We start from the raw sequence: 15,196 nt of genomic DNA, 5'->3' as shown, positions 1-15,196 counted from the left end.
CAACATCAGTTATTTTTGCAGCTCTTCTAATATAAGGCTTTTTGCCCCCTTTTTATTATAGCTATAGTATATAATTGAAGAAACTGATGTTAAAAACGACTAATAACCGTGACGAAACATCTTGAACGGGTTAGATGGAGATTTTTTTTATTAAGGGTGAAGTGAGAGGAGGATGATGAAAAATGCGAGAATCTGAACTGTTTGGACCTGTTAGGAATTTTTTATTGGAACAAGGATGTACCGTAGTGTATGGGGAAGTGATGAATTGTGATGTATTAGGAATTAACGGGGATATTAATTATATTGTAGAAATGAAAACCTCCTTAACCTTTAAATTAATTGATCAAGCCCTCAAACGAGTGCGGTTAGGTCAATATGTTTATATCGCTATTCCTAAGCGTAAGCAAGGCATTCCGAGATGCGTGAAGGAAATCTTAGCTATTTACAAGATTGGATTAATCCAAGTTGGCAAAAGAAAAACCACGATCTCCATCCCTGCTCAATATAATTCCCTCGCTGATAAAAGAAAAGCCTATCAACGGATCCGCAATCAGATTAGAGAACACCATGAAACCCAAATAGGTGGCGTAAAAAAAGGGGAAGGCGTCACTTCCTATTCGATTACCATGGATAAAATTAAGGCATATATGCGTTCAAGAGATGGAGAATGGGTAACGGTAGACGAAATTCTTGAACATTGTGAAACCCATTATCGAAATCCTAAAGCAAGTGTGATGGCAACGTTGAAAGAAAAATGGAATCAAGATTGGTGTGAAACCAAAATGGAAAATCGAAGAAGGTATTTTCGGATGAAGTGAAACTTCCATTAGTTTGGGAATCTTTTATCCCCACTGATGGTTAGTTAAACCAATTGGAGCTTTACGGACAGTTGACCCCCACCTCCCCCCTTTATTTACTCAAATCTAGAGGCGGGGATCTATACTGCCCCTTAAGCTGAGAAAGTGAAACTCACAAACATAACTAAAAGAAGTTAATTCATAAAAAGCCCATTCTCTACTTTACTTAGCGTGACGCTTTAGGTGGTTGGCAAACATCACATTTACGTTGGTGATTATTCTTAAACTTCGTAAATGTTTTTTCAAAATCGTTCCCACATGAACATTTAAATCGTAACTTTTGTGAAAAACCTTGATATTCTGTCGTTAGCAACTTACTTTCCGAATTTTTCTCTACAAATTCTCTAATTTTATCAATTGTCCACCGTTTATTCATCTGTTTACACCTCTATCCGTTTACTCGATGCGGAGACTTCTTTTTGTCCCCCTTTAATGACGACCCAGTCATCATATTTTTAAGCTCCTCATTATATCATGAAACTAAAGTCCGGTTTCAATCCGTTCACATATTAATAAACGGATAACCTTTACGCATTATATTTCCTGATAACGTTTGCGGAAGTACACTTAAAGAGTATTATGGATTGAAAAAAGAAGTCGTCGTATAGTTTCATTAAAGTATACTTGTAGCAAAACTTTATTTAAAGTTATCATAATATTATCTACTTTTTAATGTGGCAGGATATGTGCAAACAACACAGTTAAATAGAATCCAGACTCACTTACCAATCGGAGTAATTAAATTTTACAAAATCACAGAGACTTGTCGAATAGGTTGTCCCTTGAAACGTAGTGGCGATCTGTTTCAATATTACGCTTTAGCCATTGGAAGTTTAACTCCTATTTCGTGTTATAATACTTATACGATATAGATTAACAGGACTAATTAATTGTTTCGATGAACTAATAATATAAAAATCATCATTTCATTTAAGGGGGGAGAATTTTTTCCTCTAAGATAGGAGTAGATCATGTATAAAATTCTAATTATTGAAGATGATTCCATTATTTCTAAAACCACGAAAAAGCATCTTGCTACATGGGGATACGAAGTAGAGTGTGTGGATGATTTTAAGAATGTATTGAGCCACTTTGTTTCCTTTGATCCACAGTTAATTCTTTTAGATATCTCTTTACCCTTTTTCAATGGCTATCATTGGTGCACGGAGATTCGTAAGCTATCTAAAGTTCCCATCATCTTTATCTCCTCCTCCTCTGACAATATGAACATTGTCATGGCCATTAATATGGGCGGTGATGATTTTATAGCCAAGCCGTTTGATCTGAATGTCCTTACTTCCAAAGTTCAAGCTCTAATACGCCGCACCTATGATTTTACAGGACAATCCCATTTACTCGAACATAAAGGAGCTATCCTTAATACAAGAGACTCTACCTTAACTTTTGATGGGAAGAAACTAGAGTTATCCAAAAACGATTATAAAATCTTACATATTCTTTTAGAGAACAAAGGAAAGACTGTATCTAGAGATATGATGATGACAAGGCTTTGGGAAACAGATGATTTTATTGATGATAATACGCTAACCGTGAATGTCAATCGATTACGAAAAAAACTAGCACAACTAGGACTAACTGACATGATTAAAACAAAAAAAGGAATGGGATATTTGGTAGATTGATGATGAAGAAATATATAACTTTTATAATCTCCTATTTAAAGGATCGACAATTTCTTTTTCTCCTCTTCTGTTCATTTGCAGGGATTTTTCTGATTGTATTTTCCCTCTATCATATTCCTTTAGAGCCGGTACTCTACGCCTTTACCCTATGCCTTTATATCGGTCTTAGTATTAGTGTTTTTGATTTTATAAAATTTTACAAGCGTCATCAATTATTAACCGAACTACATAATAAAATTACCGTGAGTATCGAGGAGCTTCCCCCACCTAGAGGACAAATCGAGGATGATTATCAAACCTTAATCGCCCTGCTTCACCAAGATAAAGTACAAACGATTTCCAAAGCGGACGAGGTACGGACAGATATGATTGACTATTTTACTTTATGGGCCCATCAAATCAAAACACCCATTGCCGCTATGAACCTCTTGCTCCAAACGGAAGAAAACGAACAAAACGCAGAACTTTCAATTCAGCTTTTTAAAGTTGAACAATATGTTGATATGGTGCTGCAATATCTCCGTCTTGACCATATGTCTTCTGATCTAGTGCTAAAGAGGTACAGTTTGGATGATATCGTCAAGCAAGCGATCCGAAAATACGCCAAGATGTTTATTCGAAAAAGGATCAAGCTTCAATATACAACCTTACATGTGGATGTATTAACGGATGAAAAATGGCTTGTCTTTGTCATCGAACAAATTCTATCAAATGCCATTAAATACAGTCATCAAGGAACCATTTCGATATATATGGATCCTTCCAAAGAAAAGACACTTGTCATTGAAGATACCGGAATTGGGATTGCACGTGAAGATCTGCCTCGTGTGACCGAAAAAGGGTATACCGGCTATAATGGACGTGCCGATAAAAAGTCAACAGGGATTGGATTATATCTTTGTAAGCAGATCTTATCCAAATTGTCTCACACCTTTGATTTGGAATCTCAGGTAGGAAACGGGACCAAAGTATTGATTCATTTACCTACAAAGGACATGCAGGTTGAATGAAAAGCCAATCTTACAAAAGTGTTCGTTTTAGCTGAGGAAATGTAAGCCAATGCTATGTTGGCTGTTTTCCTCTTTTTGCTATACTTAGCCTAAGATAAAAACAACGGAGGTTGGTTTAAATGCTCATGCTGGATGTGAAAAATTTGAGGAAAGTATACACTTCACGGTTTGGAGGAAATCAAGTTCAAGCGTTATCCGATGTTACCTTTTCGGTAGAACAAGGAGAGTATGTGGCAATTATGGGAGAGTCTGGTTCCGGAAAAACAACGTTGCTTAATATTTTAGCCGCGCTCGATAAACCAACAAGCGGTGAAGTCCTTTTGAATGGAAAGAGCATTGTCTCTATTAAAGAAAAAGAGATTTCGATGTTCCGCCGTGAAAATCTTGGGTTCGTATTCCAGGACTTTAACCTGCTTGATACGTTCTCACTACAGGATAACATCTTTTTGCCCCTTGTCTTGTCAGGCAAGTCTTTCAATGAAATGAATCACGCTTTACAGCCTATTGCCAAGAAACTAGGAATTCATGAAATTCTACAAAAATTTCCTTACGAAGTGTCTGGGGGTCAAAAGCAACGTGCCGCTGTAGCTAGAGCTCTTATTACTAATCCACAACTAATATTAGCAGATGAACCCACTGGCGCTCTAGATTCCCGTTCCACTGATGAGTTACTAAGTTTATTTTCAATGATTAATAGAGAAGGTCAAACCATACTCATGGTTACCCACAGTACTAAAGCTGCTAGTCATGCAAGTCGGGTCCTTTTTATTAAGGATGGAGTGGTTTTCCACCAGCTTTATCGAGGCTCGATGAGGAATGAAGAGATGTACCAAAAGATCTCTGACACCTTAAATATAATTGCTACTGGTGGTGTGAGAAATGCATAGATTCTTTTATGCTACACTAGCACTCACAAATATGAATAAAAATGGAAAAACGTATTATCCTTATCTATTGTCGTGCATAGGTACGATTGTGATGTATTACATCCTGCATTTTTTATCTGTCAATGATGGCTTGGATCAAATGTCTGGCGGAACCTCTATGAAAATGTTGTTAGGCTTTGGTACTTATGTTATTGCCATCTTTTCCGTCATATTTCTTTTCTATACGAACAGCTTTCTAATCAAACGCCGAAAAAAAGAGTTTGGTCTATTCAATATCCTCGGGATGGAAAAAAAACATATTGCTCGAATAATGGTCTGGGAAACGTTCATTGTTTCTTTTGTAAGTTTGGTTGTTGGTCTGGTAATTGGAATCATTGGGAGTAAATTAATGTTTTTACTGCTGTTGAATCTTGTAAACTTTGAAGTTCCTTTTGGCTTTGATATTTCCTGGGAATCCATTCGTGCCACTGTAATCCTGTTTGCCTTTATTTTTATTTTAACCTTACTGAATAACTTGAGACAAATTCATCTATCCAAGCCGATTGAATTAATTAAGGGTGGTCAAACAGGTGAAAAAGAACCGAAAACTCAATGGATCTTAAGTGTCGTCGGAATCCTCTCTCTAGCAGGCGGGTACTATATTGCCTTAACAACTGAGTCTCCTTTAGCGGCATTGGAATTATTTTTCATAGCTGTGATGCTTGTCATTATCGGGACCTACTCTTTGTTCACATCAGGAACCATTGCCCTATTAAAAATTTTGCGGAAAAATAAGCGTTTTTATTATAAAACGAACCATTTTATCAACGTTTCCGGTATGATTTACCGAATGAAGCAGAATGCAGCGGGATTAGCAAGTATTTGTATTCTATCAACAGCTGTCCTTGTCATGCTTTCAACAACCGTAGCTCTGTATATCGGGGTGGAAGATCAACTCCGGACGCGTTATCCAAGAGATATCACGTTGACAGCAAATAATGTTTCAAAGGAAGTATCGAAAAAAGTAAATGGGATTATTGGAGAGGAAGCGCAAAACAACAACATTAAAATGGATAACATCATCCATTATCGCTACGCTGCATTTCCAGCGATCCAAGAAGGGAATACCTTCTCAAAAAATTCACCTAAAACGGTGTCTCCCGATCGTATATCGTTCCTCAGTTTCATTCCATTGAGTGAATATAATCAGATGGAAAATCAATCAATCGTGTTAGAAGAAAATGAAGTTCTCCTATATACCTACCGAGGAGAACTAACTCAAGATACCCTTATGATTGCTGGACAGGAGTTTCAAATTAAAGAACATATAGATTCCTTGTTCACTGAGGGAATTGCCTCAGCCATGCTTGTCAACACTTACTCCATTGTAGTACCAGATATGCAAACGATCGAAAAGGTTAATGATTGGTTAAACGAAACCCCTGAAAGTCTAACCGAGTTATCTTACTATTACGGTTTTGACACAGATGGAAAGGCAGAAACGGAAATCGCCCTAACGAATACCCTCAAAAGCAAACTGAATGAAGACGGAATTGATGGTGTCGTTGAAGGAGCAGAAGAATCTAGGGAGTCTTTTTATTCCTTATATGGCGGTCTATTCTTCCTTGGGATTTTCCTTGGTGCCCTATTCATCATGGCGACGGTTCTGATTATTTATTATAAACAGATTTCTGAAGGCTTTGATGATAAACATCGATTTGAAATTATGCAAAAGGTTGGTTTAGGCAAACACGAAATCAAGAAATCCATTCGTAGTCAAGTCTTAATGGTCTTTTTCCTTCCGCTCGTTACAGCGGTCATCCATATAGCCTTTGCCTTTCAAGTCATAACCAAACTACTCGCTTTATTCAACTTGACCAACGTAACCTTATTTGCCCTTACTACCGGAGGAACCATCATCATCTTTGCCATTTTTTATGCCATTATCTATGTACTTACAGCAAGGGAGTATTATCGAATTGTCAGTAACTAGAACATAAGGAGCAATACGAAGCTGCTTTTTCAGTAGCTTCGAATTGCTCCCTATTCTCTAATTTCTAAACGGTGCCTAGTTCCAGGTACTTTTTATTTGTTTTCATAGTTTAATCCATGTGCCTCTAAAAGAGGGAATAATGGTGGAAATTGATTATAAAAAGTGGCGCGGCAGTACTAATTAAAAATCCTAGCCAAAGTTACACCATTCGTTTATTGCTCCTAATAAATTTGATTTTCTAGCGAATCTTTTTCTTTACTTTTTCAAACGCTTATGTGTTCTGTATAATTTTTGAAATGATCTAGTATTGCCTGCCATCCTTGTTGCTGGAACTCAATGGGATTCTCTGTTTCAGCATCAAAAGTGACAATGACTTCGGTTTCGTTTTGTTGACCTTTAAAATTAATTTTAACTTTCCTTCCATCCCCTAGTGTATATGCAATCACTTTATGTAAGCCCACTTCATCGTAAATTCCACTAAAATCGAAACCAAAACTGCCATCCTTAGCTTCCATTCTTGAAAGAAATTTACCACCGACTCTTAAATCATTTTCTGCATAGGGTGTGTGCCATTCATCTGAAGCAGTATTCCATTTGGTTATATGAGTGGGTTCTGTCCAGTACGTCCATACCTTTTCTACGGATGCTTGAACTGTTGTTTTCACTGTAATTTGGTTAGATGCTTCCATTTCACTGTTCTCCTCTCAAACAAAGCGATTCGTTCAAAATGGGTACCTTCCGATATATAAATATTTTTTCCAAATACAGTGGACTTATTCTTCTTTGGATCCTCTTAGTAAAATATAGCTTATAATAGAAAAATAAGTCTCATACTTTATATCTTTATCACATCAAAAGATGAAATGGAGGAAGACGAATATGAGTCAAAATCCCTTTAATTTGGACTGCTATCCAAAAGTATCTGCAGCAAAACACCACCAAAATAGGTGCTGCACATCCCCTAAATAAAAAAGGTCGGCACCTCGTATGGTTTCAATAGAAACCACTCGAAGTGCCGACCTTTTATATGTAAACCGTGCATCCTATTCTCGACAGAAACAACCAAGCGTTACTTACAAAAGTGAACTCAAACTAGGCAACCCCACGGCACATGAAAAAGTCTACTTATGGCTGCTTCCTTCCGAACCTGACCAGATTCATAGGTTTCCATTGCGCAGGACCCAATTGTCAACACTCCCTTTTGTAAGGCAGACCTTACATGTTCAAGCCTCAAATAGGCATCAACCCCGCTATAGCGGATTGCGGGTAACAGGGCACCGCTAACTCCCCGTCTAGCACGGTATGTATATGAAAACATACCTTATGTTATTTATAGATGATTCGGCTCATGAAATGGCTGTAAGCCAGGTTCTGTTCCTGTGTGCTCAAACGATGCCAATCTTGCACGAACAGGTGTAGTCATATAACTATCGATCGATTGACCGATCCATCCTTTCGGTTCACTTCCCACCGGATGGTGCCCCTACCTAAGTTTGGGTTGCTCGCTCGTGGGGTTTACCCCGTTCCATTTCTTTCGTTTCCAGAAGAACTCCGTCACTGTGGCACTTTCAGAATAATTTCAACCTATCCAAAAGGACTTAGCTGATTTCTCCGCCGTCAGAGATCAATCTCTGCCCACCTTTACAGATGGCACGAACACTCCGGACATCTCAGCACCGGGCGAGCCTGGACTTTCCTCAACTCGTGTTGACACGAGCCGCGACTACTCACCATTTCATGTTTGTTTCGTTCATCACTACATGAGTAACTATACCATACATTTAATGAAAACTGCACTAGTAGAAGGATTCCAGAGATGGAAGGATTTTACGTCACAAAAACCTTTTCATATCAATAGAAAAATACTTACTTTAAATTATTACTTTCCTATATAATTTGCTTAAAAATCTGCTATAGTGGGTTCTACAATATCTTTTCTCCTATACACATTTAAAATAAGTCCTAAAATAGCGGCGTAAAAGAGAACCGCACTTCCTCCATAACTAACAAATGGGAGGGCAACTTCCATAATTGGCACAATCCCAAAGCCCATCAAAATGTTCCAGATCGTAGGTACGGCAAATAATGTAGCACCGCCAATTACGATCAATCTCCCATAATGGTCCTTTGTTTTAAAAGCATTTTTTGAGATTCTTAAAATAAATAACAGCAGAATCAAACAAAGTCCAATTCCGAATATCCAACCAAGAGAATAAACGAGGAAGGCAAAAGCAAAATCAGTATGCGCCTCTGGTAGCAATTGGAAATTCAATTCGTTGTTAAGTCCATTACCGAACCATCCTGCTTCTCTAAGGACATTCCTGACTGCAATATAAATAAATCCTGCTCCATTTGGATCAGCATCGGGGTTTATAAAAGCAAATAATCTAGAAAACAAATAACTTTGGTGTGAGGTCATGATGAAAATAATGATAAAAAGGATCCCAGCCACTATATTTGTTACGATTAAATTAATAGCTAATTTCTTATGGACTCGGGCAAAAGCAAACATCCCAAGTAAACAGAAAAAGTAAATGATACTAAACATATAATTGGGCACCATCATATTGAGGAAGATAGGCGTCCAAAATAAAACAAAAAGGAAACCTTGTTTTTTCCAATGATGAAACTCATTTATTTTGTTAAAAATACCAGCCCAAGCAAGAAAAAATAAAAATAAGCTTATTATGGTTCCGTCAACCATAAGACCTGAAAGGGAAATCCACTTTTTTGCTCCATTGGATATATGTCCAAATAGATGGAGGTATAAATGGATTATCAGGCCACTAACATAAAAATACTTCCACCCGTTCTTTAATTTTTGGTAATCAAAGAATAGAAATCCAATGATTACAAGAACAGCAAGTATGTACCAAATCGCTTGTCGCCCTATAAAATAGGTTCTAGATAAGGATAGGTCAGGAATTCCACCAACTAACGGTAGAAAACTAATCCCAGCAAAAATAACAAATAAAACAATAAGCACCCAATCCATTTTTGGCTTATAAAGGGGATTTAATCTCTCTCCGATGATAAATGGATTTCCCATTTCTTGAATGGCCTTTTCATCTGCATCCTCTATAGATAATCCTCTTTTTCTATAAGATTGACTTACCTCTTGTAGATGATTCGTAAGCTCTTTTTTTATCATGGTATGGGCTTCCTTTGATTTCACTCTAGAAGTTACTTTCCTTAAAAACTCTTCAAATTTAGGAGAACTCATAAGGACGCCTCCTCTATTAAGTGTTTAAGGGATAAACTTTGTTTTAAGTGATCTAGTTTATATGTAGCTAAGTATTTTTTCCCTTTGGAATTTAAAGAATAATATCTCTTATTATTAATCCAATTTGCAGTCAGGATTTCTTCCTTTTCTAATAGATGTAATAGTGTATAAAGTTGTCCTTCATTTTTTTGGAAAGTACGTTCATTTTTCTGCAAAAGTTGGATGGAAATATTGTAGCCATCCTTTGATTCATGCTGAATAGATTCTAATACAGCGATAATGGTTTCTATCTTCCAAGAATAAAATGGTGATTGCGATTGGCTTATACGAATGGCTTCTTTCACAGCATTTTTCCTTTCATTTGAAAAAGAAAGATCCTTAAACATTGATCTTTTCATCGAACTCTTCAGGTTAGTTAATGGATCCTTCATCTCCTAAACCCTCCTCTATCATCTTGTCTTTTAATAATTCTTTCGCACGCTTTAATCTCGTTTTTATTGTATTGATATTTACTGTAGTAATCTTGCTTATTTCGGTTAAAGTCAGTTCTTCATAATAATGTAGAAATACGATTTCCCTGTACTTCAGAGGTAAACTCATAACCGCATTCGTTAAGCTGTTTTCTTCACTATTCGTGATAATCTCTTCTTCAACTTGTTTTGATTTTGAAGGGATATAATCCAAAACTTTATCGGTAAGCGTTATTTTACGATAATGCCAGCTTTTTAAATAATCCTTACAATGATTACTAGCAATCCGATATACCCATGTTTTGATTGTTGCCTTTTGATTAAACTGATGTAACTTTTCATAACACTTTATAAATATCTCTTGCGTTAAATCTTCTGCTGTCGCTCGGTTTTTAACATATGTATATACTAGATGCAGGATATCATCGCTATATTCATACATTAATTGATCAATAATCTGCTCTCTCTCATCCAGCATCCTTTCATCTGTCACCGCCAACTGTTTTAGTTCATTCATCTAGTTGTTACCCTCCTCACCTATTTTAGACGACACCAACCTTCATTTGGTTTGGAAAAATAAAAGATTTTTTTGATCGTATTGTAATCTAGAATATAAATTATAAATAGAAGCAACCTTATCTTCAGATTGTTCCAGAATGTTGTAGGCAGTTTCGAACAAAAGATACAATTACATAAGCCCTAATTGATTATGCTTACCTTATTTATATCTGCTTGCTGTGAAAAATGAATTTATTATAGTTTTTAAGTTAAATAAATGTTTGAAGCATGAAAACAAGCATTTAAGTATGGTTGATGTTTCTTCAAAGTCGAACTTTTAATTAAATAGCGAATAGAAATACTTCAAGAACATTATAAGGAGAACGAAATAAAAATTAATGTATCATTACCGTACACTACATAAGTCGATGGTCGTTATGCATTAAGATTTGAACGATTATTCTTCAAAATCTAGAAGTTGTTTTACGTGACACGACAAATCCTAGTTCCTTCTCCCAATGACTCTTTTGCTACAGGAGAGATTGATCTCAGACTCTGTGGCAAGATTGCCTTCGATGATGGTGAAGGGACAACATATATTGGGACAATTACAGAGTTAGAACAGTCATATTTATTTAGTTTCCTCCGAGAAGTTGATGATATGATAAATATTTCTTTGCAGGAAGAGGATAAAGGGTGCCGAATGATCTTTACCCATACTTTTAACGATGATTCCTGGGTCGTTAATACCGCTGCAGGATGGCATAGGTGTTTGGATGCACTTCACTAGATCGTCAACAGATATCCAGTTGAATGGAAAAATAACTCAACTGAGTTAAGGGAATATTATAAGAAAGTATTTTTTAGTCTAAGTCATAGGGACCACCCGAAGCAAAAACTTCCCAAAAAAATAGCAAACATACGCTCTCATTCTGAGTAGTAATATCGATTTAGACATGCTTGTCCACTTGTAAAATTCCGCTAGAAGGCTTGAATTCTTTTCATATTCCAATTTACCAAAAGACATCTTGTTTACTACAAATTATTTTTTCACAGCGTCAATGTACCCCCTGGAATCGAGTAGGAGGAGGTGATTAACCTCCGACCTCTCACACCACCGTACGTACGGATCCGTATACGGCGGTTCAATTAAGATAATTGACGCAAGAATTCATAACGAGTTTGTAGACTTTTAAGCCCTTGGTTACTCCAATAGGAGTTATTGAGGGCTTTACTTAATATTGGGCTATTCGAGATACGCCAATAACCTTTCCGGCTATTTCCCCATTCATAAGCTTTCCATTCTGGAACACCTAGTTTTATAAGATTGCGTATCTTTGTTCTGGGGTTCTTCCAATTTTTCCATAAACACATGCGAAGCCTTCTTCGAACCCAACCATCTAATTCTCTGAAAACAGTTTTCGTATCAGCTAACGCAAAATATCCACACCACCCTATTAAATACTGGTTCAGTTTCTCAACCCGATATTCCATTGGGTAGGACATCTTTCTTGAAGTAAGTTTTCGTACTTTATTCTTCAATCTCTTTAGGCTGTCTTTTGCGATACGAACCTTTGGTTCCTTTGAACTCGTAAAGCTGAAGCCTAGAAACTTTCGTTTCCACGGACGGTCTATTGCTGATTTCTTTTCATTTACCTTCAGACGGAGCTTCTTCTCAATGAATCGTTGGATACTGTTCATTGTTCGTTCTCCTGCTCGTTTCGATTTAATGTAAATATTACAGTCATCTGCGTAGCGAACGAATTTATGTCCTCTGGCTTCTAACTCTTTATCTAGTTCATCTAACACGATATTAGAAAGCAGTGGACTCAACGGTCCACCTTGTGGTGTACCTTGTTCCGCACTAGAAACCACTCCATTTATCAAGACACCAGCTTGTAAGTATTTACGGATGAGTTTCAATAGTGGTTTATCTTCGATTCTTTTCGCTAATGTGTTCATGAGTCTATCATGATTCACCTTATCAAAGAACTTCTCTAGGTCCATGTCTACTACCCATCTATATCCATCTTTGATATATCCCTTTGCTTTCCTAACTGCATCGTGGGCACTTCGGTTCGGACGAAAGCCGTAACTGTGTTCCGAGAACATCGGGTCATATATCTTCGATAATATTTGGGCAATTGCTTGTTGAATCAAACGGTCTGTCACAGTTGGGATGCCTAATAACCGAACACCGCCATCAGGTTTCGGGATTTCGACTCTTCGGACAGGCATTGGTTCATAGGTACCCTTGAGAATTGCCCCTCTAATAGAAACCCAATTTTCGACTAAGTGCTGACGTAGGTTTTGTACGGGCATCATATCTACTCCATGGCTTCCTTTATTCTGTTCTACTCGTTTCAATGCTAGAAGCATACTCTTCCGTGACAGGATTTGATTCAAAAGCATCGTTATTCTTCCTTCCGTGAATAGCTGTTCTTCTTATGCCAGTGGTCACTCCACCCTCCGAGAGGTCCCCCACGGAATTCACCGTTTCCTTCCTCAAGTGAGGTACTACGTTTTCTGTGTTCATCGTAACTCACTGAATGCCAAGGGCTATTCTTTCTTAATTGTTTAGTCCTTCCGAATCGTTCTAGACCGATTTGTACTATGACCTCGGCTGACTTCTGGTGGTTCAGCTGCTTATCACTAAGCAGGTTATGAAGGGTACTTCACATATCCATCAGACCTCCCCGGGTAAGAATGTAATCTTTCCTTCCATCTATCTGCTTCATTTACTCGATATTACCTTCGGCAGAAAGGACTTTGTCTTGTTATGCAGACTCATCCAATAATATCTAGCCTTATATGAAGTTCGTGTTCCTCAGACCGGAAGTTTGCCGCTCGCTTCCTTCAGATTCCGCGTCACCACAGACACCCTTGCGTTAAGCTAACCACTACTTCTGCCTTCATGGCTCGGGACTCTCACCCTAGAGATTACACCCATGCCGGGCGCACATATAAAAAGACGGCGCCTTTCGACTCCATCTTCAAAAACACCCTATTATATACCTTATTTTTTGTGACACTTTCCAGGCTTCTTACCTGGCCCTTTACCTTTACCCTTACATTTACCTTTTTTACCGTGTCCTTTATCCTTGTCTTTTTTGCCATGATCTTTTTCGTGATCTTTTTTGCTATCGTCCTTTTGGCCATGGTCCTTACCTTGGTCGTGTTTGCTTTCATCCTTTTGGCCATGATCTTTTTCGTGATCTTGTTTACCTTTGTCTTTTTTGTCATGATCGTTATCGTAGTCATGCTTACGATTGTCTTTCTTTTCATCCTCTTTTTCCCACATAATAAATAACCTCCCTTCACGTAGAGTTCCTTATAAGATAAGGTGATATATTGTATGAAAATTCACCTTACTTGTCCTGCGCAATTGCTTCAATTTATTTAATTTAATATCATTTCCACTTACATCCACATACCATAAAATAGAGTAAAGGGATGGACAAATGGCCTGAATGAGGCTGGAGGGGAAAACTGTGGAATCTATAGAAGTGAAAGGTACAGGGAAGTATGGGAGAGGGATATTTGCCCTTCGTGATATAAAAGAAGGAGAATTTATTGAAGAAGCACCGGTGATTGTCATTCCAAAGGAGGAATGGAAAAAAATGAAGCACTCAGTGTTGAAGAACTATGTATTTTGGTGGGAAGAAAATAAAGCCCTTGCACTGGGCTTTGGGTCTTTATACAATCATTCCTATCATCCAAACGCTTATTATGTAACGAATATCGAAAACCAGACCATTGATTTCTATGCAGGTAAGAATATAGCCAAAGGAGAAGAAATCAAAATCAATTACAATGGAGATCCTGAGGATCAGTCTCCAATTTGGTTTGATGTAATGGAGTCGAATTAACAAACATCATCTCTTATGAGTAGTGTTTTCTGCGACATCTTGGCGCGACTAAAATTTAAATATCAATGGAGGCAACTAAATAAGAGACGATGCCCTTTTAATCGGGGCGTCACTGTGACCTAGAATGTATTTTTATCCTACTTCTTCTTAATGTTCTATCTAAAATTAATACGTTTGCTTATACTTAAACAATTCAAAGGATTGTTCCCATTTGAAGGAAAAGATACTTTTTAAATTCAATTATGTATTTAGCACATATTACAGTTAGCAATAACCTCCTAAAAGTTCTGTTAACGATTATTGAATTAGTGAACATGGGGCTTATATAGTTTTTTTCGACATAACCTAGCAAATTCAATTGTTACTTTTCAAAAGCAACAAGGTTTTAAGTGAAAAACTAAAAAAGCCAGCCCTTTGGATGGTTTCAATGAAAACCATTCGAAGGGCTGACCCATTATATGTAAACCGTGCACCCTATTCTCGACAGGAACAACCAAGCGTTACTTACAAAAGTGAACTCGAACTAGGCAACCCCACGGCACATGAAAAAGTCTACTTATGGCTGCTTCCTTCCGGACCTGACCAGATTCATAGGTTTCCATTGCGCAGGACCCAATTGTCAACGCTCCCTTATGTAAGGCAGACCTTACATGTTCAAGCCTCAAATAAGCATCAACCCCGCTATAGCGGATTGCGGGTAACAGGGCACCGCTAACTCCCCGTCTAGCACGGTATGTATATGAAGAAAACATACCTTATGTTTTATG

General features: G+C 37.5%; 14 protein-coding genes and 3 other RNA genes. 7 read left to right on the top strand and 10 right to left on the bottom strand.

Annotated features, from left to right (window positions below):
• Positions 1–182: 182 nt before the first annotated feature.
• On the top strand, positions 183–818 hold the full coding sequence (locus tag R4Z10_RS09820; protein WP_338472984.1) for a hypothetical protein: 636 nt from the start codon (positions 183–185) through the stop codon (positions 816–818).
• Positions 819–1,023: 205 nt separating this feature from the next.
• Here the strand turns inward: R4Z10_RS09820 and R4Z10_RS09815 are convergent, their stop codons facing one another.
• A complete protein-coding gene (locus R4Z10_RS09815; protein ID WP_338472983.1) occupies positions 1,024–1,233 on the bottom strand; it encodes a hypothetical protein in 210 nt (69 codons plus the stop codon).
• A 595-nt stretch (positions 1,234–1,828) separates the two neighbouring features.
• On the opposite strand from R4Z10_RS09815, the gene R4Z10_RS09810 reads away from it, so the two are divergent.
• The 4 genes from R4Z10_RS09810 (at position 1,829) to R4Z10_RS09795 (ending at position 6,369) form a co-directional block, all read left to right on the top strand.
• Positions 1,829–2,500, top strand: a complete 672-nt coding sequence (locus R4Z10_RS09810; RefSeq protein WP_338472982.1) for a response regulator transcription factor — start codon at positions 1,829–1,831, stop codon at positions 2,498–2,500.
• Positions 2,500–3,510 carry a sensor histidine kinase gene (locus R4Z10_RS09805; RefSeq protein ID WP_338472981.1) on the top strand — a complete coding sequence of 337 codons (1,011 nt, stop codon included), beginning with the start codon at positions 2,500–2,502 and terminating at the stop codon, positions 3,508–3,510. The genes R4Z10_RS09810 and R4Z10_RS09805 overlap by 1 nt, the downstream gene beginning before the upstream one ends.
• A gap of 119 nt (positions 3,511–3,629) precedes the next feature.
• Positions 3,630–4,397 carry an ABC transporter ATP-binding protein gene (locus R4Z10_RS09800; RefSeq protein ID WP_338472980.1) on the top strand — a complete coding sequence of 256 codons (768 nt, stop codon included), beginning with the start codon at positions 3,630–3,632 and terminating at the stop codon, positions 4,395–4,397.
• Positions 4,390–6,369, top strand: a complete 1,980-nt coding sequence (locus R4Z10_RS09795) for an ABC transporter permease (RefSeq protein WP_338472979.1) — start codon at positions 4,390–4,392, stop codon at positions 6,367–6,369. The genes R4Z10_RS09800 and R4Z10_RS09795 overlap by 8 nt, the downstream gene beginning before the upstream one ends.
• A gap of 263 nt (positions 6,370–6,632) precedes the next feature.
• Here R4Z10_RS09795 and R4Z10_RS09790 read toward each other — a convergent pair whose 3' ends face one another.
• The 6 genes from R4Z10_RS09790 to R4Z10_RS09765 form a co-directional block, all read right to left on the bottom strand.
• The gene (locus R4Z10_RS09790; protein WP_338472978.1) at positions 6,633–7,058 is read right to left on the bottom strand and encodes an SRPBCC family protein; all 426 of its coding nucleotides are present in this window, start codon (positions 7,056–7,058) and stop codon (positions 6,633–6,635) included.
• 345 nt (positions 7,059–7,403) lie between these two features.
• Positions 7,404–7,670: signal recognition particle sRNA large type (gene ffs, locus R4Z10_RS09785), an RNA gene on the bottom strand.
• Positions 7,671–7,724: 54 nt separating this feature from the next.
• An RNA gene (gene rnpB, locus R4Z10_RS09780) (RNase P RNA component class B) lies at positions 7,725–8,104 on the bottom strand.
• Positions 8,105–8,269: 165 nt separating this feature from the next.
• Positions 8,270–9,592 (bottom strand): FtsW/RodA/SpoVE family cell cycle protein, encoded by a 1,323-nt coding sequence (locus R4Z10_RS09775; RefSeq protein ID WP_338472977.1) that lies wholly within the window; start codon positions 9,590–9,592, stop codon positions 8,270–8,272.
• Positions 9,589–10,023 carry a PadR family transcriptional regulator gene (locus tag R4Z10_RS09770; protein ID WP_338472976.1) on the bottom strand — a complete coding sequence of 145 codons (435 nt, stop codon included), beginning with the start codon at positions 10,021–10,023 and terminating at the stop codon, positions 9,589–9,591. The genes R4Z10_RS09775 and R4Z10_RS09770 overlap by 4 nt, the downstream gene beginning before the upstream one ends.
• Positions 10,004–10,579, bottom strand: coding sequence for a sigma-70 family RNA polymerase sigma factor (locus R4Z10_RS09765; protein WP_338472975.1), 576 nt, complete (start codon positions 10,577–10,579; stop codon positions 10,004–10,006). Before R4Z10_RS09765 ends, R4Z10_RS09770 begins: the two co-directional genes overlap by 20 nt.
• A 468-nt stretch (positions 10,580–11,047) precedes the next feature.
• On the opposite strand from R4Z10_RS09765, the gene R4Z10_RS09760 reads away from it, so the two are divergent.
• Positions 11,048–11,350 carry an SRPBCC domain-containing protein gene (locus tag R4Z10_RS09760; RefSeq protein WP_338472974.1) on the top strand — a complete coding sequence of 101 codons (303 nt, stop codon included), beginning with the start codon at positions 11,048–11,050 and terminating at the stop codon, positions 11,348–11,350.
• Positions 11,351–11,709: 359 nt separating this feature from the next.
• Here R4Z10_RS09760 and ltrA read toward each other — a convergent pair whose 3' ends face one another.
• Both ltrA and R4Z10_RS09750 read right to left on the bottom strand, forming a co-directional pair.
• Complete coding sequence (ltrA, locus tag R4Z10_RS09755; protein WP_338471239.1) at positions 11,710–12,972, bottom strand: group II intron reverse transcriptase/maturase; 1,263 nt, start codon at positions 12,970–12,972, stop codon at positions 11,710–11,712.
• A 604-nt stretch (positions 12,973–13,576) separates the two neighbouring features.
• A complete protein-coding gene (locus R4Z10_RS09750; RefSeq protein ID WP_338472973.1) occupies positions 13,577–13,861 on the bottom strand; it encodes a hypothetical protein in 285 nt (94 codons plus the stop codon).
• 190 nt (positions 13,862–14,051) lie between these two features.
• On the opposite strand from R4Z10_RS09750, the gene R4Z10_RS09745 reads away from it, so the two are divergent.
• Positions 14,052–14,429: an SET domain-containing protein gene (locus R4Z10_RS09745; RefSeq protein WP_338472972.1), complete on the top strand. Its 378-nt coding sequence runs from the start codon at positions 14,052–14,054 to the stop codon at positions 14,427–14,429.
• A gap of 465 nt (positions 14,430–14,894) precedes the next feature.
• Here R4Z10_RS09745 and ffs (R4Z10_RS09740) read toward each other — a convergent pair.
• An RNA gene (gene ffs / locus R4Z10_RS09740) (signal recognition particle sRNA large type) lies at positions 14,895–15,161 on the bottom strand.
• Between the last annotated feature and the right edge of the window lie 35 nt (positions 15,162–15,196).

It is taken from the genome of Niallia sp. XMNu-256, assembly GCF_036670015.1.
Taxonomy (GTDB): Bacteria; Bacillota; Bacilli; order Bacillales; family Cytobacillaceae; genus Bacillus_BD.
The sequence above is the reverse complement of the archived record's forward strand: the minus strand, read 5'-3'. Positions and strand labels throughout refer to the sequence as shown.